23 protein-coding genes, 1 tRNA gene and 2 pseudogenes are annotated in these 24819 nt (G+C 61.2%); 14 read left to right on the top strand and 12 right to left on the bottom strand.

Annotated elements, in window-relative coordinates; translation table 11 throughout:
* Nucleotides 1-180 precede the first annotated feature (180 nt).
* The 3 genes from ABWW33_RS30165 to ABWW33_RS30155 are packed head-to-tail and all read left to right on the top strand — an operon-like array spanning nt 181 to nt 2837.
* Nucleotides 181-549 (top strand): hypothetical protein, encoded by a 369-nt coding sequence (locus tag ABWW33_RS30165; RefSeq protein WP_353405136.1) that lies wholly within the window; start codon nt 181-183, stop codon nt 547-549.
* A gap of 38 nt (nt 550-587) precedes the next feature.
* Complete coding sequence (locus ABWW33_RS30160) at nt 588-1922, top strand: AAA family ATPase (protein WP_353405135.1); 1335 nt, start codon at nt 588-590, stop codon at nt 1920-1922.
* Complete coding sequence (locus ABWW33_RS30155; protein ID WP_353405134.1) at nt 1923-2837, top strand: DUF4435 domain-containing protein; 915 nt, start codon at nt 1923-1925, stop codon at nt 2835-2837.
* Nucleotides 2838-2976: 139 nt separating this feature from the next.
* On the opposite strand, the pseudogene ABWW33_RS30150 reads toward ABWW33_RS30155, so the two are convergent.
* From ABWW33_RS30150 to ABWW33_RS30135, 4 genes and pseudogenes are all read right to left on the bottom strand, one after another.
* A pseudogene (locus ABWW33_RS30150) lies at nt 2977-3474 on the bottom strand (DNA-primase RepB domain-containing protein); the annotation flags it as partial.
* A gap of 83 nt (nt 3475-3557) precedes the next feature.
* On the bottom strand, nt 3558-3908 hold the full coding sequence (locus tag ABWW33_RS30145; protein ID WP_353405137.1) for a mobilization protein: 351 nt from the start codon (nt 3906-3908) through the stop codon (nt 3558-3560).
* A gap of 478 nt (nt 3909-4386) precedes the next feature.
* A pseudogene (locus ABWW33_RS33165) lies at nt 4387-4800 on the bottom strand (relaxase/mobilization nuclease domain-containing protein); the annotation flags it as partial.
* A complete protein-coding gene (locus ABWW33_RS30135) occupies nt 4790-5182 on the bottom strand; it encodes a plasmid mobilization protein (protein ID WP_353405132.1) in 393 nt (130 codons plus the stop codon). The gene ABWW33_RS30135 and the pseudogene ABWW33_RS33165, both read right to left, overlap by 11 nt.
* A gap of 537 nt (nt 5183-5719) precedes the next feature.
* Between ABWW33_RS30135 and ABWW33_RS30130 the strand changes: the two genes are divergently transcribed.
* Complete coding sequence (locus ABWW33_RS30130) at nt 5720-6025, top strand: helix-turn-helix transcriptional regulator (RefSeq protein ID WP_353405131.1); 306 nt, start codon at nt 5720-5722, stop codon at nt 6023-6025.
* Here ABWW33_RS30130 and ABWW33_RS30125 read toward each other — a convergent pair.
* From ABWW33_RS30125 to pepN, 4 genes are all read right to left on the bottom strand, one after another.
* Entirely contained in the window at nt 5985-7220 is a 1236-nt protein-coding gene (locus ABWW33_RS30125; protein ID WP_353405130.1) for a tyrosine-type recombinase/integrase, read from the bottom strand. The two genes, ABWW33_RS30130 and ABWW33_RS30125, sit on opposite strands and share 41 nt — an antisense overlap.
* Nucleotides 7221-7412: 192 nt before the next feature.
* Nucleotides 7413-7488, bottom strand: a tRNA-Thr gene (locus tag ABWW33_RS30120).
* 106 nt (nt 7489-7594) lie between these two features.
* Entirely contained in the window at nt 7595-8596 is a 1002-nt protein-coding gene (locus ABWW33_RS30115; RefSeq protein ID WP_353405128.1) for a class 1 fructose-bisphosphatase, read from the bottom strand.
* A 120-nt stretch (nt 8597-8716) separates the two neighbouring features.
* Nucleotides 8717-11392 (bottom strand): aminopeptidase N, encoded by a 2676-nt coding sequence (gene pepN, locus ABWW33_RS30110; RefSeq protein WP_353405127.1) that lies wholly within the window; start codon nt 11390-11392, stop codon nt 8717-8719.
* Between the two features lie 207 nt (nt 11393-11599).
* On the opposite strand from pepN, the gene ABWW33_RS30105 reads away from it, so the two are divergent.
* Nucleotides 11600-12271 carry a DUF4136 domain-containing protein gene (locus ABWW33_RS30105; protein ID WP_353405126.1) on the top strand — a complete coding sequence of 224 codons (672 nt, stop codon included), beginning with the start codon at nt 11600-11602 and terminating at the stop codon, nt 12269-12271.
* Nucleotides 12272-12370: 99 nt separating this feature from the next.
* Here the strand turns inward: ABWW33_RS30105 and ABWW33_RS30100 are convergent, their stop codons facing one another.
* Genes ABWW33_RS30100 through ABWW33_RS30090 form a run of 3 tightly spaced genes read right to left on the bottom strand, consistent with a single transcriptional unit; the run spans nt 12371 to nt 14665 of the window.
* Nucleotides 12371-13345, bottom strand: coding sequence for a quinone oxidoreductase family protein (locus tag ABWW33_RS30100; RefSeq protein WP_353405125.1), 975 nt, complete (start codon nt 13343-13345; stop codon nt 12371-12373).
* Between the two features lie 13 nt (nt 13346-13358).
* Nucleotides 13359-13745, bottom strand: a complete 387-nt coding sequence (locus ABWW33_RS30095) for a methylglyoxal synthase (protein ID WP_176652662.1) — start codon at nt 13743-13745, stop codon at nt 13359-13361.
* Between the two features lie 11 nt (nt 13746-13756).
* Nucleotides 13757-14665: a DMT family transporter gene (locus tag ABWW33_RS30090; protein WP_353405124.1), complete on the bottom strand. Its 909-nt coding sequence runs from the start codon at nt 14663-14665 to the stop codon at nt 13757-13759.
* Nucleotides 14666-14802: 137 nt separating this feature from the next.
* Here ABWW33_RS30090 and ABWW33_RS30085 point away from each other — a divergent pair, with 137 nt between their 5' ends.
* Nucleotides 14803-15105: a transcriptional regulator gene (locus ABWW33_RS30085; protein WP_176652660.1), complete on the top strand. Its 303-nt coding sequence runs from the start codon at nt 14803-14805 to the stop codon at nt 15103-15105.
* Here ABWW33_RS30085 and ABWW33_RS30080 read toward each other — a convergent pair.
* On the bottom strand, nt 15098-17638 hold the full coding sequence (locus tag ABWW33_RS30080) for an alkaline phosphatase D family protein (protein ID WP_353405123.1): 2541 nt from the start codon (nt 17636-17638) through the stop codon (nt 15098-15100). The genes ABWW33_RS30085 and ABWW33_RS30080 overlap by 8 nt on opposite strands.
* 204 nt (nt 17639-17842) lie before the next feature.
* Here ABWW33_RS30080 and ABWW33_RS30075 point away from each other — a divergent pair, with 204 nt between their 5' ends.
* From ABWW33_RS30075 to rng, 8 genes are all read left to right on the top strand, one after another.
* A complete protein-coding gene (locus tag ABWW33_RS30075; RefSeq protein WP_176652658.1) occupies nt 17843-18568 on the top strand; it encodes a YebC/PmpR family DNA-binding transcriptional regulator in 726 nt (241 codons plus the stop codon).
* 6 nt (nt 18569-18574) lie between these two features.
* Nucleotides 18575-19843, top strand: a complete 1269-nt coding sequence (gene purD, locus ABWW33_RS30070; RefSeq protein WP_176652657.1) for a phosphoribosylamine--glycine ligase — start codon at nt 18575-18577, stop codon at nt 19841-19843.
* A gap of 6 nt (nt 19844-19849) precedes the next feature.
* Nucleotides 19850-20764 carry an oxygen-dependent coproporphyrinogen oxidase gene (gene hemF, locus ABWW33_RS30065; protein WP_353405122.1) on the top strand — a complete coding sequence of 305 codons (915 nt, stop codon included), beginning with the start codon at nt 19850-19852 and terminating at the stop codon, nt 20762-20764.
* A 13-nt stretch (nt 20765-20777) separates the two neighbouring features.
* Nucleotides 20778-21437, top strand: coding sequence for a nicotinate-nucleotide adenylyltransferase (locus ABWW33_RS30060; protein ID WP_353405121.1), 660 nt, complete (start codon nt 20778-20780; stop codon nt 21435-21437).
* Nucleotides 21438-22142 (top strand): ribosome silencing factor, encoded by a 705-nt coding sequence (gene rsfS / locus ABWW33_RS30055; protein WP_353405119.1) that lies wholly within the window; start codon nt 21438-21440, stop codon nt 22140-22142.
* 6 nt (nt 22143-22148) lie between these two features.
* The gene (gene rlmH, locus ABWW33_RS30050; protein ID WP_008451768.1) at nt 22149-22619 is read left to right on the top strand and encodes a 23S rRNA (pseudouridine(1915)-N(3))-methyltransferase RlmH; all 471 of its coding nucleotides are present in this window, start codon (nt 22149-22151) and stop codon (nt 22617-22619) included.
* Between the two features lie 11 nt (nt 22620-22630).
* The gene (locus ABWW33_RS30045; protein ID WP_353405118.1) at nt 22631-23251 is read left to right on the top strand and encodes a Maf family protein; all 621 of its coding nucleotides are present in this window, start codon (nt 22631-22633) and stop codon (nt 23249-23251) included.
* Between the two features lie 74 nt (nt 23252-23325).
* Entirely contained in the window at nt 23326-24792 is a 1467-nt protein-coding gene (rng, locus tag ABWW33_RS30040; RefSeq protein WP_353405116.1) for a ribonuclease G, read from the top strand.
* Nucleotides 24793-24819 lie beyond the last annotated feature (27 nt).

The following is a 24819-nucleotide window of genomic DNA, read 5'->3' as shown; positions in this document are numbered from 1 at the left end:
GGTTGAAAATTTGTGTCCATAAGCAAAATTTGTGGGCACAAATCCTGTGCCAAAATTTGATCATGACGGACGCTGGTCAGGCAGTCCAGACGGCGCTGAGAAGACGCTTACTGTTATCCTGTAAGCACGATGCCGCTTCCGGCCAAGAACAGCCTGTTAGGTTTCTATAGGGATAGATTTATGGATGCTACTGTTTGGGCAAGTTCTGAAAGAAGGCAACTTGGGGTCCGAGTCGGAGCGGTGAATCGCACCCGTTACTTTAGCGCCTCATGGCGCCATATTTGGGTCGAAATGGACGGGCAAATGCGCCAGTTCAATATTACTCCCGGATTCTGGAATCATTGCCCTGAGTTTAGAGATGGTCAGGACGCGTGTATCAAGACCTGGCTCGGACGGCAGGGATTATTGGACTGGCCGAAAGGCCAGCCGCCCCGGTTGATTTTGCATCCTTTGGACGGCAACCGTTTTAGACTTGCCTTGGGTGAAGAAAGACTGTCATTGGCCCGAAGCGGTCATCCGAATACAAAGAAATTGGCAGCAAGCCAATAATTGATTTGGCTGCAATATACTTAAAAATTGGAATCTAAATGATAAAACTTAAAAGTCTGAAATTTGATGGTTTTAGAACCGGAAACTATTCGGCTCAGGTTAATTTTTCCAATGACTCCGTTACTGTTATATTTGGAGATAATGGTTGCGGAAAGACAACCTTCCTTCGTGCTATTAATGCATTTCTCTCACAAGATGCCGCATATTTAGACGCGATATCTGTCCAAAGTATTACGTGTGAATATCTGTGGGACGAGACTCGCGTAACTTTAGATGAGAAGGGCAAGGTAATTGAAACCGAAATAATAGCTGAAAATCTGCCTGGTCTCACATACGTAACAAAAAAAGATGGTCAATTTGATTGGTCCGATTTTGAGCAATCCCCGTTAATTACTACAAAATCGCTATCCTTAGGTGTAGACAGAGGTGTCGCAACACAACAGACACGGATTGAGCCCGATTTGATTCTTAATTATTTTCTACACCCCAGGAATAGGATTCATTTAAAGTCAGTTACATCGTTGCGAGAAACCGGCATTCACGAACTAGCGGAAGATATGTCAAGATATATTCGCTCTTGGCAATTGAATAGCAATAGAAGTAAGCGCTCTGAGCTTCGTTTTGAAAGCTCTCACGTAAATTTGCAAGATATCAAGCTCGAGAATATTGAACAAATTTTGCTTGAGCACTATAATTTTGCTCGAAGCATGGTAACAAAGCGAATTCAAAACGCGTTGTTTGACACGATGGCAATTGCCGTATCAGATGAGGCTAGCGATGAATTGGATGTTTCAAGAAGTTCGTTCGTTTCTACTTTAAAAGATAGCCGGGTCCGACTTATAGAAGCTTTGAGTGACGAAACGAAAAATGAGTTTAAAAGCATAATTATTTCAAAATTAAAAAATCTAGAATCCGATTCAAATTACGATGCAATTTTCGACAAGCCACTACTGAAAACTCTGTTATGGAATATGATGAGCCAACTTACGTTGGAAAAAATGCTTCTTAACTCAGTTAATTTGTTGGTAGATAAGTTTAATAATTATCTTATTGACGGAAAAATCTTAAAAATAGCTGATGATAAAGCATTCATTCAAGTCGGGGAGCGTGAGCTATCCGTTAGTGACTTATCTAGTGGTGAGCGCCATATTCTAACTTTCTTGACGTTGGTACTATTTCAGGGCAGGCAGAGGAATTTTCTGATTATTGACGAACCGGAAATTTCGTTAAACATCAAGTGGCAACGTGAATTAATGGGATTATTGCATAGCCTCGCGCCGCGGACCCAAATTATCGTCGCATCACATAGTCCGGCACTGGCCAAGAAAAATCCTGGATATCTATCCGAGCTTAAGGTTTGGGAGAATAGCTAGATGGACAAATATGAGCCTGATGAGATTTTAAATTTAGCAATAATGTCTAAAATCCCGTATTTCATTGTTGAAGGCGTTGATGACATAAATGTGTATGAAGAAATTGCAAAATCAGTACAGGTGGAATGCGAGATATACTCAGTAGAGATGTTGGATGGCCTTGCAGGAGGAAATGATGGAGTAGTGCAGGCTATGCAAATACTTGATGCTTTACCTATGACTGCCGGTCAAACGGTGCAAAACTATGTGATGGGGATACTGGACAGGGATGCACGCTTTTATCGAAATGAGATGCCAAACTTGGCATCCATATTTTGCCTAAAATTATATTCTTTGGAAAGTCATTTTGTATCCAAATCAACAATAAAGCCCACAATTGATTTATTAACTCGAAATTCTGTCGACGACGAAATCGATATAGACGAAATTTTTGCCGCCGTGGAATACGGCATGTCCGATATTTATTATTTTTCGCTAGACGCATTAAGGAAGTCTGTAGACCCAACTTATCAATCAATCGTTTCCTATTCGTCTGGCGTGGGAAGACGCAAGGACGCAAACACTATGAATGTTATTTTTAATAGGAAAGATGACCTAGATATTTTCGCTGCGCAACTCAATCTTAATTCGAAAGTATATTCCATGAGGGAATTCGTTAAAGGAAAATGGCTTTTAACAGCGTTTTCTGAAGAACTTTATAAAGAAATTGAAAAATTAACTATCAAGTGCAAGTCCTCAACAATTAAACAGTGTCGGATGTGCGAGTTGGACGTTGATTCTCCGTGTCTGTTCCAAGTTCACGATGGGTACAATAAAAATATACTTTACCCTATTTTGCAAAGATTTTTTGAAATTCCAGACTTGCAGTATATTAAGGATAAGATTATAAGCATTAGAGATTCGGCAATGGCTTAGAATTAATCGCCACGTGGTGGAGTGTCTCACACAACTATCGATGTGCCTTCACAGAGCTGACGGTGAAAAAATACGACGGGGCGTAGTAGCCTGTCGCCTATAAAGCGTTCAGGCCAGTTTCACTACTGCCTGAACTTCTTTACCGGTTGGGCCTACGAGATTGACTTCGCTGCCTACCGTGATCGGCCTCCCGCAACATGCTTCGCTCGTTTTGAAAGCGCGCCAGATAATCGGGGGCTGCTGGAGCCAGCTTTCCTTCGCCTTCCGTCAAAAGAGCGAAAGGATGTCGCCCATCTGCCCACAGCACTTGCTGATTGGTGAAGCCGGCAAGTCGACCATCGGCACGACTTACAGCATTGGCACCCGAGAGCCCAAGTCCTTTCACAAGCCCGGCCGAGGCTTGGTTTCGCAAAGACCCATCCAGGCCACGTTCGGACAACTTCACCCATGCTTGGTACTGCTCTGGGCCGGTTTCTACAACTGCGGCAGGCGTAAATCCCCGCTCACGCAACGTATGCAGGTCGCGCCTCTTCAGTCCGCCTAGCAAAGCCATCCCGTGTTCGCCATCTGGCCGTATCCAGACGTCGTAGCCGCGCGCATTCATGCGCTTAAGCCATGCCATGCTTTGAGATACGTCGGTTTTGCTCCAGCGCCGTTCTTCCTGCCTGCCCTGTTTTGTGTCAACCAGCGTCACCACGAAACGATCGACGCCCATCGCTGTCATTTGCCTTTGCGCGGCTTCTGCGCTGCGATCTCGGGGCGCAGCAGTTCTGCTACCGCCTTCGCGTCGAGCACGTTCTGGACTGTCGGCACTGGGGCCAGCCAGAGCCAGAATGCGCTCGCGAGCAGCCCCGTCATCGCTCCGGTCAGGATAGCCAGCAGGTAGTGGTTCAACTCCACTCTCCGCCCTGCCTCGTCCAACCGCTCGGCCGCTTGCTGCGCCGCTTTCGCCGCCTGGTTCCACGATGCGATCGCCGTTTCCGTCTGGCTCCGCAACTGCTCGCCCTGCTCCCGGCTGCGTTGCTCGATCTGCTCCAGGCTGGTGCGCGTCTCGTCCGTCAACGCGGCCATCGCCTGCGCCAGCGGTTCTAGTACTGACGCCAGTTCCTCCGCGCTCGTCAGCCTCGCCTGGCGCAAGCCCTCGATCTGCCGGTTCAACGCCTCTACCCGCGCTGCGTTCGAGGCAGCGGCCAACTGCCGCATGGTCTCGGTCTTTTTCATAGCCCACCCCGCGTTTCGCCAGCCCCATCGGGCTGTATCCCCTACCCAGGTCGCTGCCCTTCATCATCACGCCGTCCAGCCGGTAGGACAGACCGGACATCTTCGTTCCATCCAGCTGTGTCACCGGCACCAGCTCGATACCGACCGCGTCAAGACGTTCCGCATACTCTGTAAAGCTCGTGCAACGTTCGGCCGCGCCATCGCACAGCTGCTGCAGGCGTTGACGCGTCGACGGGATTCCAGTGCGCAGCCCTTCCTCGATCTCGCCCTTGGTCGGCGCATGGCGCTCCACCTCGATCGAGGAGCGAACGCGCTGCAGGTCGAAGTCACGCTCGATCTCGCGCATCAAAACCTCGTGTCGCCGGTAGTCATGACTGTCCGACGTGACGCTGCCGTCGAAGCGGATGCGGTTCACCAGCAGGTGCACGTGTTCGTGTTCGGTGTCCATGTGGCGCGTCACCAGGTACTGGTTGTTCTCCAGCCCCATGCCGTGCAGGTAGCGCTCGGCGATCCGCTTCCACTGCTCGTCGCTCAGATGCTCGCCCGGCGCGGCCGACAGCGAGACATGCAGCACGGCCTTGCCCAGCCTGGGGCGCAGCTTGCGGATCTCTCCGAACTCCTTCGCCAATTCGCGCACCGTGGTCCCGCTCATGTTGGTGTCGATGACGCGGCCCTTTTCCTTGTCGAGGTCATAGGCCAGCGCGCCGCGGAAGCCGCGGCCCTTGATGGACTTAGCGATCATCATCGTCCCCTATAACACCAAGGAGTGCCTGGCGCAGGCGCTGCGTCTCGGCCAGCAGGCGCACCAGCAAGGCATCGGCGACGGTGACCTTGCGGCCCTCGTTGGCCAGGCGCGTGAGTTGGTTCAGGTTCGCAGCCAGGCGGGCCAGTTCGACGTACTGCTCGCGGTTGATCGCGGCCACTGGTGGAGATGGGAGACGTCGCGATAGCGCGGCCTCGCGTAGCCATTGGGCGGGTTTCATTTGCATGTACGCGGCGCGTTCGCACAGCAGCGCATCCTCGGCCGGCGACACGCGTACGCCGATGGTGATTGTGCGCACGTCGGCGGGATCGCCCTTCGGGCGGCCACCTTTGGATTTGCGAGCAGTGAGATCGGCATTCATCACGCGGCCCCGGACGGGTTTTGGCGAGCGTAGCGAGTGCCGTTGGGCGAGCGCAGCGAGATCGGCCCCGCAGGGCAAGCCACGTTTGAGCGAAGCGAAAACATGGCTTGCTCCTAACCGACGGCACTTCGTCTACCACTATAGCCAAACGCTACCGATACGCTCTGCGCCGCCTCAACAGGCGCATGCTATTCCAGCAGTGCAACCGTGGCCTGCGACCTGCCAGCAGTCACGCGTGCTATCACATGGCCTGTGGCAGCGCCTGTGCCATCAAGAGCATCGCGCTGCTTGCATCAAGTTGCAAAGGGTGGCGTCGCCGTTGGCGCGGCGGGGTTCTTTCCAGCGCAACGCCGGGAAGACGTGCATAAAATGCGGCCTGGAAGCTGAAAGACCAATTTCCTTTTCACAGCATTGAGCTGAGTCAAACCTCAGCCACATATGCGGCGCGCCTACGCAGCATCCCAGCGATACATCAAGCGACGTTGCCCCGAAAAATTCTACGTTATCCAAAAGAACTGACGAGACGACGAGGACGATATGGACACCAATAAAACAATTCCGGGGACGTGCCGCCTGCTGCGCATACGAGAGGTGCTGCAACTATGCGGACTTTCTCGTGCAACGCTTTACCGTGAAATCAAACTGCACTCTTTCCCCGCGCCGGTAAAACTCTCGGCGCGTTCGGTCGGCTGGCTCCAGGACGATGTCGTGCACTGGCTTGAATCGCGAATCGAACAACGCGGCCCGGCGTACCAAGAGAATCATCCAATCGACCATAGCGGCGTCAAGGCACCGAACGCGATTAAGCCTGGCCCGAACCCGGTGCGGGACGAATCGGAATAACCTCCGCGCCGGCGCGCAACTTATCGAGGTAGTCGGCCCAGCGCTGCATCATCGCAGCGCGCGCCGGGAGGTGCGCGGTGCGGTTGTAGGCGCGTCCATTGGGATCGATCACGCGGTGAGCCAGCTGGTGCTCGATCAGGTCCACACGTTCGTTCAACACTTCGTCCAAAATCGTCCGCGCCGTCGCACGAAAGCCGTGTGCCGTCATGACGTCTTTCGCGAAGCCCATGCCGCGCAGCGCCGCATTGATGGTGTTCTCGCTCATACAGGCATCCTCCGTACGGAAACTGGGAAAGACATATTTCCCATGCCCGGTCACACGGTAAAGCTCGCGCAAGATATCCACGGCTTGCGTGGGGAGCGGCACCATGTGCTCCATCTTCATTTTCATCTTAGCCGCCGGGATGCGCCACTCCGCCGCATCCAGATTGAATTCCCGCCATTCTGCGGCCCGCAATTCGCCTGGACGCACAAACAGCAGCGGTGTCAGTTTTAACGCCGCCACGGCCACCACATGACCGTTGTAGGCGGATATGGAGCGCAACAACACCGCCAGTTCTTTCGGCTCCGTGATCGCGGCGAAATTCGTCCTCGGTATGGCAATCAGTGCCCCCTTCAAGTCCGGTGTCACGTCGCGTTCCAGCCAGCCGATCGCCACGCCATAGCGCAGGACCTGGCCGCACATCTGTTTGATGCGATGGGCCGAGTCGATCGCTCCGCGCGCTTCGACGCGCTGTATGACGCCAAGTATGTCGCGCGGCTTGATGGTCGATACCGGCAAATTGCCGATGAAGGGAAACAGATCATGTTCCAGCCAGGCCAGGACCTTGTCCTGAGTATTCGCGCTGCGACTGGCCTCCATCTTCGTTAGCCACTGGCGCGCGAGCGCTTCGAAGGTATTCTGGTCAATCTCCAGTTGCTCCACGCGCGCGTCGACCTTCGGCTTTCTCGGATCGACGCCGGCCCGTAGCAGCTTGCGTGCATCGGCGCACAATTCGCGCGCTTCCGCCAGCGAGACTTCGGGATAAATGCCGAGGGCCAGCGTCTTGTGCTTGCCCTCGTACCGGTAATTCATGCGCCAGTATTTATTTGATTCTTTGACAAGCAGGTAGAGCGAGCGACCATCGCTGTACTTTTCGCCGCTGGCTTTGCCGGAATGCTTGAGTTTCCGGATGAAAAGGTCGGTAAGGGCCATGACTGCCTCCCGGAGTGATCTGGCGCCAAATGAGGGACCAAACTTCCAAATGAGGGACCTGACACCATTTTGTCCCTCACCCGTCGTGGATTTCATGGTACTCCGGTGGATTTGAAGAGACAACAAAAAACCCGCTTCTCCTATGAGGAGAGCGGGTTTTTAGACTTCTTGGTACTTATTACTGCTGAGTTCTGGTGCCGCTTGCCGGAATCGAACTGGCGACCTTTTCATTACGAATGAACTGCTCTACCAACTGAGCTAAAGCGGCGAAGTCGCACATTCTAACAAATATTTCTTGCTGCACGCTAGTCCCAAACCGATAAATTTTGGCCATGCTGCAAAAATGTCATTGCTTTGTGCGGTTTTCAGGCTTCTCAGCCTGCGTGGTAGCCCGTTACCACCGCCACTTCGTCCCTCGATCCCAGGAACACCGGCACGCGCTGGTGCAGCTTGTGCGGCTGGATGTCCATGATGCGCTGCTGGCCGTCGGTGGCCGCGCCGCCCGCCTGTTCGACGATGAAGGCCATCGGGTTCGCCTCATACATCAAACGCAGCTTGCCCGGCATCGACGTGTCGCGCGTGTCGGCCGGGTACATGAAGATGCCGCCGCGGTTCAGGATGCGGTGCACGTCGGCCACCATCGAGGCGATCCAGCGCATGTTGAAGTTGGTGCCGCGCGGGCCGGTGTCGCCGGCCAGCAGTTCGCTGATGTAGCGCTGCACCGGCGGATGCCAGTGGCGCTGGTTCGACATGTTGATCGCGAATTCCTTGGTCTTGGCCGGGATCTGCATGTTGCGCTGCGTGAGCACCCACGAGCCCATTTCGCGGTCCAGCGTGAAGCAGTTGACGCCATTGCCGGTGGTGAGCACCAGCATGGTCTGCGGGCCGTACACGGCGTAGCCTGCGGCCACCTGCTTGGTGCCGGCCTGCATGAAGTCGGCCTCGGTCGGCTGGCCCATGCCGTCCGGCGCCTTCAGCACCGAGAAGATGGTGCCGATGGAGACGTTGACGTCGATGTTGGAGGAGCCGTCCAGCGGATCGAACAGCAGCATGTATTCGCCTTTTGGATAGCGGTTCGGGATAGGGTGGATCGATTCCATTTCTTCCGATGCCATCGCCGCCAGGTGGCCGCCCCATTCGTTCGCTTCGAGCAGGATCTCGTTGGAGATGATGTCGAGCTTTTTCTGCACTTCGCCCTGGATGTTTTCAGTGTCGGCGGTGCCGAGCACTTCGCCCAATGCGCCCTTGCCTACCGAGTGGCTGATGGTTTTGCAGGCGCGCGCGACCACTTCGATCAGCAGGCGCAGTTCGGCCGGGATCGAGTTGTTCTGGCGCTGTTCCTCGACCAGGTATTGTGTGAGGCTGATGCGTTTCATGGCTTCCCTTGAGGTGAATATAAATCGTTTAAATTGTTCTTTTCCGGCTGGCGGAGGCTCGGCATGGATCCCCGCTTTCGCGGGGATGACGTGTGAGCGCGCGCCGATGACGTTTGAGCGCTAGTTGGCGAGCGCCTTGGTCACCACTTCCAGCACGTCGTTCGACAGCTTGGAGCGGGCGGCGACTTTTTCCAGGGCGCGTTTCATCTTGGCCTGCAGCGCCGGGGCGTAACGGCGCCAGCGGTCCAGGCCACGCGCCAGGCGGGCTGCTACCTGCGGATTGATCGCGTCGAGCTTGATCACGTGCTCGGCCCAGAATTCATAGGCGCTGCCATCGGCCGCATGGAACTGCGACGGGTTGGCGCTGGTGAAATTGAAGATCAGGCTGCGCGCGCGGTTCGGATTCTTCAGCGTGAAGGCCGGATGCTGCATCAGCTTGCGCACCGCCGCCACATTGGTGGTCGGCGCGGCGGCCTGCATGGCGAACCATTTGTCGATGACCAGCGCTTCGCTTTCGAAGTCCTCGTAGAAGTTCTTCAGGTACGGGCCCGCTTCGGCGCCGCTTTGGATCATCGCCACCAGCGCGGCGGAACGGTCGGTCATGTTGCCGGCTTTTTCGAACTGCTGCTGCGCGAGCTTCAGTTCGGCCATGTCCGGCGTCGCCATCAGGTAGGACAGGCACAGGTTCTTCAGCGCGCGCTTGCCTGCCGACAGGGCATCCGGGCTGTAGTCGCCCGGCGTCTGGTTGGCGTGGTACTGCTCCAGCAGCTCGCTCTTCAAGGCCGTGCCGATGGTGCGGCGCATGAACTGGCGCGCGGTGTGGATCGCTTGCGGATCGACCACGTCCATCTGCTCGGCGATGATGGTCTCCGACGGCAAAATCAGCGCCAGTTCGCGGAAGGCCGGGTCGAGCGACTCGCTGATCAGCACCGAGCGCATGGCGTTGATGAAGGTGGGGTCCAGTTTCAGGTTGGCGTCGCTGCCGCCGGCGACGGCCACTTGCGCGGTCAGCTTCAGCAGGCGTTCCATCGCCAGCCGCTGGCCCGCTTCCCAGCGGTTGACCGGGTCGCTGTCATGGCTGAACAGGTGGAGCAGTTCGGCGTCGGTGTAGTCGTATTCGAGGATCACCGGCGCCGAGAAGTCGCGCAGGATGGACGGCGTCGGACGCTCGTCGACATGGCGGAAGCGGAAGATCTGCTCCTGCCCGGTCAGTTCCAGCACCACCGTGGTGGCGCCCTTGGCGTGCGTGCCGCCTTCCAGGTTCAGCGCCAGGTCCTTGCCGCTGGCGCTCAGCAGGCCGACCGCCACCGGAATGTGGAACGGCAGCTTTTCCGGCTGGCCGGCGGAGGCCGGGCAGCGCTGGCTCAGGATGATGTCGAAGTTGCGCTTGACGGCGTCGTAGCGCGTGCGCGCGGTGACGACGGGCGTGCCGGCCTGCGAGTACCAGCGCTCGAACTGGCGCAGGTCGCGGCCGTTGGCGTCGGCCATGGCGGCGCGGAAGTCGTCACATTCGACGGCCTGGCCGTCGTGGCGCTTGAAGTACAGGTCCATGCCCTTGCGGAAGCCGTCGCGGCCCACCAGGGTCTGGTACATGCGCACCACTTCGGCGCCCTTTTCATACACGGTGACGGTGTAGAAGTTGTTGATCTCGACAAACGAGTCGGGGCGCACCGGGTGCGACATCGGGCCGGCATCCTCCGGGAACTGGGCCTGACGCAAGGTGCGCACCTGGTCGATGCGGGTGACGGCGCGGCCGCTGTCGGTGCCGATCATGTCGGCGCTGAACTCCTGGTCGCGGAACACGGTCAGGCCTTCCTTCAGCGACAGCTGGAACCAGTCGCGGCAGGTCACGCGGTTGCCGGTCCAGTTGTGGAAGTATTCGTGGCCGACCACCGCTTCGATGCCGGCGTAGTCGATGTCGGTCGCCACGCGCGGGTTGGCCAGCACGAACTTGGTGTTGAAGATGTTCAGGCCCTTGTTCTCCATCGCGCCCATGTTGAAGTCGCCCACGGCGACGATCATGAAGCGGTCCAGGTCCAGCTCCAGGCCGAAGCGTTCCTCGTCCCAGCGGATCGAGTTCTTCAGCGACTGCATCGCGTAGTCGGTCTTGTCGAGATTGCCGTCTTCGACCCACACCTGCAGCAGCACCTCGCGGCCCGATTGCAACGTGTATTTCTCTTCCTGGCAGACCAGGCGCGCGGCCACCAGCGCGAACAGGTAGGACGGCTTCTTGAACGGGTCTTCCCACTTGGCGTAGTGGCGGCCGTCGCCCAGGTCGCCCTGCTCGATCAGGTTGCCGTTCGACAGCAGCACCGGATAAGCGGCCTTGTCGGCGCGCAGCATGACGGTGTACTTGGCCATCACGTCCGGGCGGTCGGGGAAATAGGTGATGCGGCGGAAGCCCTCGGCCTCGCACTGCGTGAAGAAGTTGCCGTTCGAGACGTACAGTCCGGACAGCGAGGTGTTCTGCACCGGCGCGCACAGCGTTTCGATTTCCAGCACCACCTTGGCCGGGGCCTTGGCGATGGTCAGCGTCGAGCCGTCGATCTTGTATTCGGTCGGCGCCAGCGGCTTGCCGTTCATGCGCAGCTGCACCAGCTCGATTTCTTCGCCGTGCAGCACGATATCGTGGCTGCCGCGGCTCTTGGCCGCCGGGTTCTGCCGCATGGTGATGCGGTTGGCGACCACGGTGCGGTCCGGATCGAGGTCGAAACCGATTTCCACGGTATCGACCAGATAGGATGGCGGGGTGTAATCTTTGCGGAATATCGTCTTGGGGCTGCTGTCTGTGCGCATGGGGACTTTGAATGACGTAGGCAAAAGCCTATTTTACCAATACCAGCGCGGGGACCATGCGCGAATCGCCTGTTATAGGACAAATAAGCTCCAACAAGTTGCTGGTTTCCACGCCGCCGTAACAATCTGTAATAATCGTGCCGGGCCGGCGCGTGCGTCGTAGACTTAGTACTGGAAAATACCGTCTTACAAGAGAGGGGCAACATCATGAAATATCTCGCCATTTTGGCGACCGCCGCCGTCATGCTGCTGGGCGGCTGCGCCACCACCATCCACAGCGACGTGACCGCCTTCAACGACTGGCCGGCCGACATCGGCGACAAGTCCTATGCCTTCGTGGCCCCGCAGGGCGCCGACGACACGCTGGAATACCGCAATTATCAAGTACTGGTGAGCAACGAACTGGCCAAGCTGGGCTTCCACCAGGTGGCCGACAACCAGCAGCCGAAGTTGCTCGTTGGCATGAAATTCAATACCGTGGACCATGCGGTGCGGGTGCTGGAGGCCGATGATCCGTTCATGACGGGGCCGTACTGGGGCCGTTATGGCTGGGGCGGCTGGGGTTATTCGCGCTGGGGCTACTATCGCCCGTACTTCTACGATCCGTTCCGTTATGGCCCGGTGGTGCTGGAAGAGCGCGTCAAGCACGAATACCAGCGCCAGCTGCGCGTGACGATCAACGGCATCGATGGTCGCAAGCTGTATGACGTCACGGTGCAAAACACCAGCCGCGTGCAGGCCACGCCGCACGTGATGCCGGCCCTGGTGCAAAGCGCCTTCACCGGCTTCCCCGGCCCGAGCGGCGTGCCGCGCAAGGTCGACCTGAAGATCGAACCAAAAACCGAAACCGTCGAAGCCACCTCGACCAAGGCCGGTTAAAAACCCGGGGTCAGATCCGACATTTGGACACAAGCTCTACCGTAGCGCACGCTACGGTAGAGCTTGTGTCCAAATGTCGGATCTGACCCCGGGTTTGCTTTAGGGCAGCAGGATCGAGGAGCCGGTGGTTTTGCGGGCTTCCAGGTCGATGTGGGCCTGGGCGACGTCGGCCAGGCTGTAGCGCTGGCGGATGTCGATCTTGACTTCGCCGCTGGCGACCACGCCGAACAGCGACTTGGCCGCCGCTTCCAGATCTTCGCGCCTGGCCATGTAGGCCATCAGCGACGGCCGGGTGATGAACAGCGAGCCGCGACTGGCCAGCTCGCTCAGGCTGAACGGCGGCACCGGCCCGGACGCATTGCCGAAGCTGACCATCGTGCCCAGCGGCTGCAGGCAGTCCAGCGAACCGATGAAGGTGTCCTTGCCGATCGAGTCGTACACCGCCGACACACCCTTGCCGCCGGTGATCTCCTTCACCCGCTCGGTGAAGTTTTCCTTGTTGTAGTTGATGACGTGGTGCGCGCCGTTCTCGGTGGCCAGCGCGGCTTTCTCTTCCGAGCCGACCGTGCCGATCAGGGTCACGCCCATCACCTTGGCCCACTGGCAGGCGATCAGCCCGACGCCGCCGGCGGCCGCGTGGAACAGGATGGTGTCGCCGGCCTTCAGCGGCACCGTGCGGTGGAACAGGTACTGCACCGTCAAGCCCTGCAGCATCATCGCCGCCGCCGTGTCGAAGCCGATTTTTTCCGGCAGCACCAGCAGCTGCGCGGCCGGCATGTTGCGCGCTTCGGCGTAGGCGCCGATCGGCCGTCCGGCATAGGCCACGCGGTCGCCCACCTGCACTTCCGTCACGCCCTCGCCCACCGCCTCGACGATGCCGGCGCCTTCCATGCCCAGCGCGCCCGGCAGCGCCTGCGGATACAGCCCGGTGCGGAAATAGACGTCGATGAAGTTGAGGCCGATCGCCTCATGCCGCACCTGCGCCTCGCCCGGCCCCGGCGGACCCAAATCCACGTCCACCAGCTCCATCACTTCCGGACCGCCCACGCGGTTGATGCGGATTGCCTTGGTCATGCCTGCCTCCGTGTCAGTTTGCAGCGGCGAGCTGCTGAAGCTGAGACAGTACCAGATGTGCCGACGACATGTTGGTCGCGCACGGCGTGTTGTGCACGTCGCAGGCGCGCACCAGCGCGTTGATGTCCGGTTCGTGCGGCTGCGGCGTCATCGGGTCGCGCAGGAAGATCACGCAGTCGATCTCGCCTTCGACCAGCATCGAGCCGATCTGCAAGTCGCCGCCGAAGGGGCCGGAGTGCTTGCGGTCCACCGTCAGGCCCAGCTCGTTGGCCAGGCGTCCGCCGGTGGTGCCGGTCGCGGTCAGCGTGCAGGTGGAGAGGAAGGCCTTGTATTCGCCGGCCAGTGCGATCATGTCGTCTTTTTTCTTGTCGTGTGCAATCAGGGCAATGCGGGTCTTCATTTCGTGATCCTCTATTTTTTCGACAGCAGGTAAATCCCGGCCAGCACCAGCGCGGTACCGCCTAGTTGCCAGGAGGTGACGGGCTCGCCCAACATCAGCGCGCCCAGGAACAGCGTTGAAACGGGTCCGATCATACCAGCCTGCGAGGCGGTGCCGGCGCCGATGCGCTCGACGGCGGCCATCGTCATGAACACCGGCATCACCGTGCACAGGATGCCGTTGACCAGCGACAGGCCGTACACCGGCAGCGGCTGGATCAGGCCGGACGCGGGCCGCAGCAGGAAAAACTGGCCGATGCAGGCCGCGCTGGAGACGCACATCGCGTACGACACCAGCCGCAGCGCGCCCAGCCGCTTGACCATTTCGCCCGACAGCAGCAGGTAGACGGCGTAGGCGGCGGCCGATCCGGTCACCAGCGTGGCGCCGAGCACGACGTTCTTGCTGCCGCTCTGCAGGTCGTGCAGGAACACGAAGACGATGCCGCAGTAGGAGGTCAGCAACGCCAGCCACTGCTTGCGCTTGATGTGCTGCTTGAGCAGCGTGGAGGAGATCAGCAGCACGAAGGTCGGCGTCAGGAACAGGATCAGGCGTTCGAGGCCGACCGAGATGTATTGCAGGCCGAGGAAGTCGAGAAAGCTGGACAGGTAGTAGCCGACCAGGCCCAGGCCGATCAGGCGCCAGCGGTCGGAATTGGTCAGCGGCGCCTCGGTGCGCATCTTCCAGAGCGCGACGGCGGCGAACACCGGCAGCGAGAACAGCATGCGGAAGGCGATCAGCGTGACGGCGTCAATGTGATAGCGGTACAGCAGCTTGGCGACGATGGCCTTGGTCGAGAAGAGAACCGCGCCGCCAATGGCGATGCCCAAGCCGCCCAGATAGGCGGCACGCGCCGGGGCGCTGTCCGTGATGCTTTTAGTCATGCCCAAATTGTAAAGGCAAACGCTTCGCCTCGCTTGACGAGGCGATTTTTCGGCTGGGCAGCGAATCAGGTGAGCCGGCTCAATCCAGCCGTGATAGGCTGCATAAGTACCGATTTGCGATTAGCGGGAGTAGTGCAATGGAACTGACTCAGGATGTTGAAACCGGCTTGATCGAACGAATCGCCGCCGATCCTGCATTCGCAAACGCCATGTTGGATGAGATCGGCGAGCTGCTGCTGGCTGGGGAAGAGGCCGCCGCACGTGGAATGCTCCGCGTTGTGGTAGCGGGCACGACGGGATTTGACGTGCTGTCCCGTCCGCTGGCTATGACGGGCGAAGCTTTACGGTGCGCCCTTTTGACAGACTCTCTTGCTACCAGCCCCAGCTTGAGTGCCATTTTCAGCGCACTCAAGCGGGAGCTGGGTGTAGTCGCTAGCTGATCGTCACCGAAGGCGCCCCCGCCGCCACGGTCGCGGTGGCGATGCGCGCCACCACCGTCGTCGGCGCGTTGCCGCCCACCAGCTTGTTGACCTGCTTGAACTGCGCCACCAGCTTGCCCGGGGTCAGCGTGACCAGCGTATAACCCTGCGCATCATTGTTCAGATGCTTGATCCACTGGTTGTTGCCCAGGCTAGCCAGCTGCTGCGCCAGCGCCAGCAGGCTGACGCTGAAGTCGCTGCTGGCCTGCAGGCCGGCCAGCACCGCGCTGGCGGTCGCATCCAGTTGCGCTTCGGGCAAGCCCTTGGCGCCCAGCGCGCCGCGCAGCTGCACGCGCATCTGCTCCAGCAGCGACGCCACGGTCGGCGCGGCCTTGCCCATCGTGTAGTCCAGCAGGTTGAACGACAAACTCAAGGTGCCCACGCCCGGCACCGGTATCGCCAGCGGGTACGACACCAGCGTGCTGATGTCGCCCAGCGCGGCCGCCGCGTCGCGCAGGTAGGTGAAGAAGGAGTCGGAGCTGATGCCCGCCGATACCAGGTCCACCATCACCGGCGTGCCGCCGTTGGCCGCGTCGTAGTCGTCGCTGACGGTGCCGGCGAAGAAGGCGTGGATGTCGCCGGTGATCGCGACCACGTTGCTGACGCTATTGGTCTTCAAGTGCGCCATCAGCGCCTTGCGCTCGCTGTTGTAGCCGTCCCACTGGTCGCAGTTGAGCAGGAAGCGCGCGAAGAACGGCGCCAGCGCGGCCTTCTTGCCCGACGCCGCGACAAACGGCGACTCGGTCTTCTTCGCCTGGATGTCCGGCTTGATGTAGCCGAAGGCGATGGTCTGCGCGCCGATGCCGGCGGCCGTGGCCGGCGGCGTGGCGACGATGCCGCTGATGGCGATATACACCGCGCCGTAAGTCGCCACCGCGATCGCCGCTTGCGGCGCCGTCAGACCGGCCGCCACGGCGGCTGCGGCCTGCGTGGTTGCGCTGCTGCCGGGCGTGCCGTAGGTCTGCATGATCGCGCCGGCGCCACGTTGCGCCAGCGCCGACGATGCGCCGGCGGTGGCCGCCGCCACGATGGCGCCGGCCAGCGGCAGGTTGTTCCCCGCCGCCGCCGACGTGGTCAGGATCGACGCGGCGATGGTCGGCACCGCGTTCAGCGCCAGCAAGGTGGCGATGGCGTCGACCCCGTTCAATCCCATGCGCAGCAGCGATACCTCGTTGCCCCACAATTTCCAGGTCGAGGTGGCGGCCTTCATCTTGTCCATCCACCACTGGCGCTGGGTCGAGCCCAGCATCGACACGGTATCCAGCGGCGAAGCCAGGCCGATGGCGGTGGCGCCGGCCATCTTCTGCGCCTCCACGGTGTTGAAGATATCCTGTGGCACCAGGTAGCGCGCGCCGATGCGGCCCAGCGGCAGGCCGGTGGCCGGATTGATCGACGATTCCGGGATCACGTGGTCGGAGCGGTACAGGCGCTCGTCGGTCATCACCAGCTGCATCAGCTTGCCGAACTGGAAGTCGCGGTAGATCTTGATGTTCTGGAAGCTGGTGGTGGCCGTGTCGAGGCCGACGTCGGCCGGCATGTATTCGAACCAGGCCTGGTTGGCGTTGCGGCGGCGGCCCGTCTGGTGCAGGTCCGAGCCGTCGGCGGTGCTGAAGGAGCCGTCGTAGGTCTGCGCGTCCTGCCAGGCGTCGTCGGTGAACTCGTGGTCGTCCCAGATGGCGATGAAGGCGAAGCGCTCGTGCAGCGCCTGCAGGCGCGTATCGGTGCGGTACTTCTTGTACAGGTAGCGGTAGTCGGCCAGCGTGGTGGCGTACTTGGCGCCCGAGGTGCCGCTCTTGAAGGCGCCGTCCGGCAGCTTCAGCGCGTCGTGGCGCGACTCGACGGCGCCGAGCTGAAAGTCCTCGCCGACGGTCTCGTAGATGTAGTCGCCCAGGTGGACGATGAAGTCCAGGTTTTCGCCGGCGATGCTGCTCATCGCGCCCCAGTGGTTGACGCTCCAGTCCTGGCAGGTCATGTAGGCGAACTGCAGCTGCGCGACGTCGGCGTCGGCGGCCGGCGCGGTCTTGCAGCGGCCGACGTTGGAACGCGTGTCGCCGGCCACGAACTGGTAGTAGTAGACCGTATTGGCGGACAGCCCGGTCACCTTGTGCCGCACCGTGTTGTCGTATTGCGACTGCAACGGCAGCTTGACGTCGACCACGGTGGCGCCGCTGAGCGCCGTGTCGCCGCCCAGGGCGGCGCTGTTGTCGGCGGCCGTCATCACCAGGCGGATCGCGCTGTCGGCGGCGCTTGGCGCGGCGGCCACGCTGTCGGCGCCGGACGGCACGGCGCGGGTCCACAGCATGATGCTGTCGGCTTTGGGGTCGCCCGAGGCCACGCTCTGCGGGAACTTCCACGGACCGCTGGCCAGCGGCAGGTCGCCCGCCGCGCCGTCGGCGGGGGCGGAACCGCTGCCGCCGCAGGCACTCAGGCCGGCGCCCGATGCTACCGATACCGTGATGAAGCTGCCGTACTTGAGAAACTGCCTTCTGTCCATGTCGTCTCCGTGGTTTTTATAATAATGTTTAAAAAATAAATGTTAGCATCGGCATGTGACAGGCGCCCTACAAAAAGTCGAGGTGGCCCTCTAGTATCCGGGCCGATGGCCGACGCCGCCCCAGCGGCGGTTTCTGAGGGCCAGCCTATGGTAAAATACTGCCCTCACCGCATACCAACGAACACCGCCGAAGGAAGACCGAACATGGCTGGACACAGCAAATGGGCCAACATCAAGCACAAAAAGGCTGCCACCGACGCTAAACGCGGCAAGATCTGGACCCGTCTCATCAAGGAAATCACCGTGGCTGCGCGCATGGGCGGCGGCGACCTGACCTCGAATCCGCGCCTGCGACTGGCCGTGGACAAGGCGGCCGACGCCAATATGCCGAAGGATAACGTGCAGCGCGCGATCACCCGCGGCACCGGCGGCGAGGACGGCGCGGCCTACGAGGAAGTCCGCTACGAAGGCTACGGCGTCGGCGGCGCGGCCGTCATCGTCGACTGCATGACCGACAACCGCGTGCGCACCGTGGCGGAAGTACGCAATGCGTTCAACAAAAACGGCGGCAACATGGGCAACGAGGGCTCGGTGGCCTTCATGTTCAAGCACTGCGGCCAGTTCCTGTTCGCGCCCGGCACCAACGAGGACGCGCTGATGGAAGTGGCGCTCGAAGCGGGCGCCGAAGACGTGGTGGCCGATGAAGAAGGCGGCTTCGAAGTGCTGTGCGGCCCGCACGACTTCGCCACCGTCAAGGATGCGCTGGAAGCGGCGGGCTTCAAGGCCGAAGTGGCCGAGATCATCATGAAGCCGGCCACCGAGACCGTATTCACCGGCGATAACGCCGTCAAGATGCAAAAACTGCTGGACGCGCTGGAAGCACTGGACGATGTCCAGGAAGTCTATTCCAACACGCTGATCGAAGACTGAGGATTTATGAAAATATTGGTAGTCGGCTCCGGCGGCCGTGAACACGCGCTGGCCTGGAAATTGGCGCAATCGGAACGTATCCAGATGGTGTATGTCGCTCCGGGCAATGGCGGCACCGCGCGCGATTCGCGCCTGGTCAACGTTAACATCACGGACCTGCATGAACTGGCGAACTTCGTCGAGCAGGAGCACATCGGCCTGACCGTCGTCGGTCCCGAGACGCCCCTGGCCGGCGGCATCGTCAACCTGTTCCGCGCGCGCGGCCTGAAGGTGTTCGGCCCGACCAAGGAAGCGGCGCAGCTGGAATCGTCGAAGGACTTCGCCAAGGCCTTCATGCAGCGCCACGGCATCCCGACCGCCAAGTACCAGACCTTCTCCGACGTGGCGCAGGCGCACGCCTACATCGACGCCAACGGCGCACCGATCGTCATCAAGGCCGACGGCCTGGCCGCCGGCAAGGGCGTGGTGGTGGCGATGTCGCTGGAAGAAGCGCACCGCGCGGTGGACGACATGCTGGCCGATAACCGCTTCGGCGACGCCGGCGCGCGCATCGTCATCGAGGAATTCCTGGCCGGCGAGGAAGCGAGCTTCATCGTCATGTGCGACGGCAAGCACGTGCTGCCGCTGGCCACCAGCCAGGATCACAAGCGCCTGAAGGACAACGACGAAGGCCCGAACACCGGCGGCATGGGTGCCTACTCCCCCGCCCCCATCGTCACGCCGGCCATGCACGCTCGCGTGATGCGCGAGATTATCAACCCGACCATCGCCGGCATGGCCAAGGACGGCATCGTCTTCACCGGCTTCCTGTACGCCGGCCTGATGATCGACGCCCAGGGCAATCCGCGCACCCTGGAATTCAACTGCCGCATGGGCGATCCCGAGACGCAGCCGATCATGTCGCGCCTGAAGACCGACCTGGTGGCGGTGATGGAACACGCCGTCAACGGCACGCTGGACCAGATCGAGCTGGAATGGGACCGCCGCACCGCCGTCGGCGTGGTGCTGGCAGCCGCCGGCTACCCGGACACGCCGCAAAAAGGCGCCGTCATCGAAGGCATCCCGGCCGAAACGCCGGAATCGGTGACCTTCCACGCCGGCACCGCCGACGTCAACGGCCAGCTGCAGGTCACCGGCGGCCGCGTGCTGTGCGTGGTCGGCCTGGGCGACAGCATCAAGATGGCGCAGAAGCAGGCCTACGACGTGGTCGACCAGATCGCGTTCGACGGCATGCAGTGCCGCCGCGATATTGGCTGGCGCGGCCTGAAGCATTAGGATAAGATGTCGTCCTTTCCGAACCCCGAAGCCGTCAAGGCCTACCTGCTCGGCCTGCAGGACCGCATCGTGCAGGCGCTGGAGGCCGTGGACGGCAAGTCCTTCCTGCGCGACGCGTGGGATCGGCCCGAAGGCGGCGGCGGCATTTCGCGGCTGGTCGAGGAAGGCAACGTCATCGAGCGCGGCGGCGTCAACTTCTCGCACGTGATGGGCGCCAGGCTGCCGCCATCGGCGTCGGCGCACCGGCCCGACCTGGGCGGCAAGCCGTGGGAGGCGATGGGCGTGTCGCTGGTGATCCACCCACGCAACCCGTACGCGCCGACGGTGCACATGAACGTGCGCTTCTTCACCACGACCACCGCCGACGGCGAACCGGCGTGGTGGTTCGGCGGCGGCATGGACCTGACGCCGTACTACGGCAACAGGGAAGACGTCAGGCACTTCCACCAGAGCTGCGCCGACGCGCTGGCGCCGTTCGGCGACGAACTGCATCCGCGCTTCAAGAAATGGTGCGACGAGTATTTTTACCTGAAACACCGCCAGGAAGCGCGCGGCGTCGGCGGCATCTTCTTCGATGATTTCAACGAAGCGGGCTTCGAGCGGAGCTTCGCCATGATGCAGAGCGTCGGCGACGCCTTCCTCAAGGCCTACCAGCCGATACTGGAAGCGCGCAAGGACACGCCGTACGGCGAACGCGAACGCGACTTCCAGGCCTATCGCCGCGGGCGCTACGTCGAGTTCAACCTGGTGTTCGACCGCGGCACGCTGTTCGGCCTGCAGTCGGGCGGACGCACCGAGGCGATCCTGATGTCGATGCCGCCCATCGTCAAATGGCGCTATCGCTGGGAGCCCGAGGCCGGCACGCCGGAAGCGGCGCTCTACACCGACTTCCTGCCGCATCGCGACTGGCTCGCGGCGTGACGATGGCCTGCTGATGGTCTACCGAACCGCACTGCTGGGAGGCAGCTACGATCCGGTGCATCAGGGCCACATCGCATTGGGCGCGCATTTCGCGGGCCTGCTGCAGGTGGACCAGTTGCGCGTGATCCCAGCCGGCCTGCCATGGCAGAAATCCACGCTGAAAGCGACGCCCCGGCAGCGCGCCGACATGGTGGCGCTGGCCTTTGCCGGCCAGCCGTACAGCGTCGTGGTCGATCTGCAGGAAATCGAGCGCGGCGAACAGGGGCTTGCCACCTACACGATCGACACGCTGCGCCAGGTGCGCGCCGAGCTGGGGCCGTCGGCCTCCATCGCCTTTTTGATGGGCGCCGACCAGCTGCAGCGGCTCGACACCTGGCATGAATGGCAGGCGCTGTTCGACTACGCCCATATCTGCGTGGCCGCCCGCCCTGGTTTCAGCATTGCCACCGCCGGCCTGCCGCCGGCTGTGGCCGAGGCGTTTTCCAGCCGACTGGGAACGCCTGAACAAATCCGCAACACGCCGCACGGTCTGACTTATCTGGCACAAGACTTCGCGGTGGATATCTCCGCCACCGAAATACGTGCGGCATTACAACGGGGGGAACCGGCAAACTCGCTTATCCCGCCGCTAGTGCTAGACTATATTGAACAACACAATCTATACAAAAGCTAAATGGACATCAAAAAACTGCAATCCCTCGTCGTTGACGCACTCGAAGACGTCAAGGCCCAAGATATCGCCCTGTTCGATACCACCCACCTGACCAGCCTGTTCGACCGCATCGCCATCGCCTCCGGTACCTCCAACCGCCAGACCAAGGCGCTGGCCGCCTCGGTGCGCGACAAGGTCAAGGCCGCCGGCGGCGACGTCTACGGCATGGAAGGCGAGGACACCGGCGAATGGGTGCTGGTCGACCTGGGCGACATGATCGTCCACATCATGCAGGCGCCGATCCGCGCCTACTACCGCCTGGAAGAGATCTGGGGCGACAAGCCGGTCAAGATGGGCGCGGCCAAGCGCAAGTCGACCAAGGAAGGCGAGGAAGCCGACGCGCCGAAGAAAGTCAGCAGCCACCTGGCCGCCGGCAAGAAGGCCGTCGACGCGTCGCCGGTGATCGAGAAGAAGACCCCGGCCCGCAAAGCCGCCGCCGCCAAACCGGCCGCCGCGAAGAAGCCTGCCGCCAAGAAGGCAGCCGCCGTCCCGGCCGGCAAGACCATCAAGGTCGGCAAGACCAAGTCGGCTGTCGCCGCCGCCGAAGTGCTGAAAGCGCTGCCGCCTAAACGTAAAGTAGCCAAGCCAAAGGGAGATTCGGCGCTCGCCTCCGCCGCAGCGCCAGCCAAGACCGTCATCAAGCGCATCAAAAAAGTCGCAGAGTAAACCGCCATGCAGCTGATCATCGCTGCGGTCGGCCACAAGATGCCGGCCTGGATCGAAACCGGCTTCGCCGAATACGCGAAGCGCATGCCGCCGGAACTGAAGATCGTGCTGAAGGAGATCAAGCCGGTCGACCGTTCGGGCAGCAAGACCGCCGCCACCGCGATGGCGCTCGAACGCGAGCGCATCGAGGCGGCGCTGCCGAAATCGGTACGCATCATCGCGCTCGACGAACGCGGCAAGGACCTGACCTCGGTCGGCCTGTCGCAGCAGCTGGAAGCCTGGCAGCAGGACGGCCGCGACACGGCCTTCCTGATCGGCGGCGCCGACGGACTCGATCCCGAGCTGAAGGCGCGCGCCGAAGGTTTGATACGCATCTCCAGCATGACGCTGCCGCACGGCATGGTGCGCGTGATGCTGGCCGAGCAGCTCTACCGTGCCTGGTCGATTACACAGAACCACCCCTATCACCGCGTTTAAAACATAACTATATGAAGCCGGTCGACAAAAAGATTTACCTCGCCTCCAAAAGCCCGCGCCGGCGCGAACTGCTGCGCCAGGTGGGCATCGATTTCGAACTGCTGCTGCTGCGCAGCGACGGCCCGCGCGGCCCCGACGTCACCGAGGACGTGCTGCCCGGCGAGGCGCCGATGGACTACGTGGCCCGCGTGGCGCGCGAAAAAGCCGCCTTCGCGGCCGACCTGGTGGTCAAGCGCCGCATGGCGCCGCGCGTGGTGCTGTCGGCCGACACCACCGTCACCATCGACGGCGCCATCCTCGGCAAGCCGGCCAACGCCAACGAAGCGATCGCCATGCTGGGCCAGCTGTCGGGCCGCACGCACCAGGTGCTGACCGCCATCGCCGTGCAGTCGGCTGACTTCGCCGGCCAGCTCACGCAGGTGTCGGAAGTGCGCTTCGGCGTGCTGACGCCGGCCGCCATCGCCGCCTACTGCGCCACCCAGGAACCCTACGACAAGGCCGGCGGCTACGGCATCCAGGGCCCGGCCGCCCAGTTCATCGAACACATCGCCGGCAGCCATTCCGGCATCATGGGCCTGCCGGTGTACGAGACGGTACAGCTGCTCAGGCAGGCCGGTTTGCCGCTACCCTGAGCGGCGTGTATGATCGTCGTTCAGTCAACAGGGAATACAGAAGCCGATTTTCACCTAACCGGCCGTAGAGACAAATGAACGAAGACATCCTGATCAACATCACCCCGCAGGAAACCCGGGTCGCCCTCATCCTGCAGGGCGCCGTGCAGGAGCTGCACATCGAGCGCACCCTGACGCGCGGCCTGGCCGGCAACGTCTATTCGGGCAAGGTGGTGCGGGTGCTGCCCGGCATGCAGTCGGCCTTCATCGACATCGGCCTCGAACGCGCCGCCTTCCTGCACGTGGCCGACATCTGGGAAGCCCGCCCGCACGACGGCGGCCAGAACGCCGCGCCGACGCCGATCGAAAAGATCCTGTTCGACGGCCAGGTGCTGACGGTGCAGGTGATCAAGGACCCGATCGGCACCAAGGGCGCGCGCCTGTCGACGCAGATCTCGATCGCCGGCCGCATGCTGGTCTACCTGCCGCAGGACTCCCACATCGGCATCTCGCAGAAGATCGAAAAGGAAGCGGAGCGCGAAGCGCTGCGCGCGCGGCTGCAAGGCCTGCTGCCGACCGAGGAAAAGGGCGGCTACATCGTGCGCACGCAGGCGGAAGACGCGTCCGACTCCGACATCGCCGCCGACGTCGAGTACCTGCGCAAGACCTGGGGCGCCATCGTCCACGGCGCCAAGACCAAGCCCGCCACCACCCTGCTGCACCAGGACTTGAGCCTGGCCCAGCGCGTGCTGCGCGACTTCGTCCATGACGACACCGCCACCATCCAGGTCGACTCGCGCGAGAACTACCTGAACCTGGTCGAATTCGGCCAGGCCTACACGCCGGGCGTGCTGCCCCGCTTGCAGCACTACACCGGCGAGCGGCCGCTGTTCGACCTGTACGGCGTGGAGGAAGAGATCCTGCGCGCGCTGGGGCGGCGCGTCGACCTCAAGTCCGGCGGCTACCTGATCGTCGACCAGACCGAGGCGATGACCACCATCGACGTCAACACCGGCGGCTTCGTCGGCGGGCGCAACTTCGCCGACACCATCTTCAAGACCAACCTGGAGGCGGCGCACGCGATCGCCCGCCAGCTGCGGCTGCGCAACCTGGGCGGCATCATCATCCTCGACTTCATCGACATGGAAAACACCGAGCACCGCAACGCGGTGCTGCTGGAGCTGAAGAAGACCCTGTCGCGCGACCGCACCAAGGTGTCGGTGTCGGGCTTCTCGGCGCTGGGGCTGGTGGAAATGACGCGCAAGCGCACCCGCGAATCGCTGGCGCACATCCTGTGCGAGCCGTGCCCGGCCTGCAGCGGCAAGGGCCAGGTGAAGACCTCGCGCACCATCTGCTACGAAATCCTGCGCGAACTGCTGCGCGAAGCCAAGCAATTCAACCCGCGCGAATTCCGCATCCTCGCCTCGCAGGAAGTGGTGGACATGTTCCTGGAAGAGGAATCGCAGCACCTGGCGATGCTCGGCGACTTCATCGGCAAGAAAATCTCGCTGCAGGTGGAGACGGCCTACCACCAGGAGCAGTACGACGTCATCCTGATGTGATTGAAAAGACGCTAAAGGCAATCCCCT

Source organism: Duganella hordei, assembly GCF_040369125.1.
GTDB classification, from domain to species: Bacteria; Pseudomonadota; Gammaproteobacteria; order Burkholderiales; family Burkholderiaceae_D; genus Rugamonas; species Rugamonas hordei.
This window is presented reverse-complemented; position numbering and strand designations above follow the sequence as displayed.

Excerpts from the sequence above, each read along its gene's own strand:
- ABWW33_RS30165 (WP_353405136.1), top strand. The coding sequence starts at position 181 with ATGGATGCTACTGTTTGGGCAAGTTCTGAAAGAAGGCAACTTGGGGTC.
- ABWW33_RS30160 (WP_353405135.1), top strand. The coding sequence starts at position 588 with ATGATAAAACTTAAAAGTCTGAAATTTGATGGTTTTAGAACCGGAAAC.
- ABWW33_RS30155 (WP_353405134.1), top strand. The coding sequence starts at position 1,923 with ATGGACAAATATGAGCCTGATGAGATTTTAAATTTAGCAATAATGTCT.
- ABWW33_RS30145 (WP_353405137.1), bottom strand. The coding sequence starts at position 3,908 with ATGGCCGCGTTGACGGACGAGACGCGCACCAGCCTGGAGCAGATCGAG.
- ABWW33_RS30135 (WP_353405132.1), bottom strand. The coding sequence starts at position 5,182 with ATGAATGCCGATCTCACTGCTCGCAAATCCAAAGGTGGCCGCCCGAAG.
- ABWW33_RS30130 (WP_353405131.1), top strand. The coding sequence starts at position 5,720 with ATGGACACCAATAAAACAATTCCGGGGACGTGCCGCCTGCTGCGCATA.
- ABWW33_RS30125 (WP_353405130.1), bottom strand. The coding sequence starts at position 7,220 with ATGGCCCTTACCGACCTTTTCATCCGGAAACTCAAGCATTCCGGCAAA.
- ABWW33_RS30115 (WP_353405128.1), bottom strand. The coding sequence starts at position 8,596 with ATGAAACGCATCAGCCTCACACAATACCTGGTCGAGGAACAGCGCCAG.
- pepN (WP_353405127.1), bottom strand. The coding sequence starts at position 11,392 with ATGCGCACAGACAGCAGCCCCAAGACGATATTCCGCAAAGATTACACC.
- ABWW33_RS30105 (WP_353405126.1), top strand. The coding sequence starts at position 11,600 with ATGAAATATCTCGCCATTTTGGCGACCGCCGCCGTCATGCTGCTGGGC.
- ABWW33_RS30100 (WP_353405125.1), bottom strand. The coding sequence starts at position 13,345 with ATGACCAAGGCAATCCGCATCAACCGCGTGGGCGGTCCGGAAGTGATG.
- ABWW33_RS30095 (WP_176652662.1), bottom strand. The coding sequence starts at position 13,745 with ATGAAGACCCGCATTGCCCTGATTGCACACGACAAGAAAAAAGACGAC.
- ABWW33_RS30090 (WP_353405124.1), bottom strand. The coding sequence starts at position 14,665 with ATGACTAAAAGCATCACGGACAGCGCCCCGGCGCGTGCCGCCTATCTG.
- ABWW33_RS30085 (WP_176652660.1), top strand. The coding sequence starts at position 14,803 with ATGGAACTGACTCAGGATGTTGAAACCGGCTTGATCGAACGAATCGCC.
- ABWW33_RS30080 (WP_353405123.1), bottom strand. The coding sequence starts at position 17,638 with ATGGACAGAAGGCAGTTTCTCAAGTACGGCAGCTTCATCACGGTATCG.
- ABWW33_RS30075 (WP_176652658.1), top strand. The coding sequence starts at position 17,843 with ATGGCTGGACACAGCAAATGGGCCAACATCAAGCACAAAAAGGCTGCC.
- purD (WP_176652657.1), top strand. The coding sequence starts at position 18,575 with ATGAAAATATTGGTAGTCGGCTCCGGCGGCCGTGAACACGCGCTGGCC.
- hemF (WP_353405122.1), top strand. The coding sequence starts at position 19,850 with ATGTCGTCCTTTCCGAACCCCGAAGCCGTCAAGGCCTACCTGCTCGGC.
- ABWW33_RS30060 (WP_353405121.1), top strand. The coding sequence starts at position 20,778 with ATGGTCTACCGAACCGCACTGCTGGGAGGCAGCTACGATCCGGTGCAT.
- rsfS (WP_353405119.1), top strand. The coding sequence starts at position 21,438 with ATGGACATCAAAAAACTGCAATCCCTCGTCGTTGACGCACTCGAAGAC.
- rlmH (WP_008451768.1), top strand. The coding sequence starts at position 22,149 with ATGCAGCTGATCATCGCTGCGGTCGGCCACAAGATGCCGGCCTGGATC.
- ABWW33_RS30045 (WP_353405118.1), top strand. The coding sequence starts at position 22,631 with ATGAAGCCGGTCGACAAAAAGATTTACCTCGCCTCCAAAAGCCCGCGC.
- rng (WP_353405116.1), top strand. The coding sequence starts at position 23,326 with ATGAACGAAGACATCCTGATCAACATCACCCCGCAGGAAACCCGGGTC.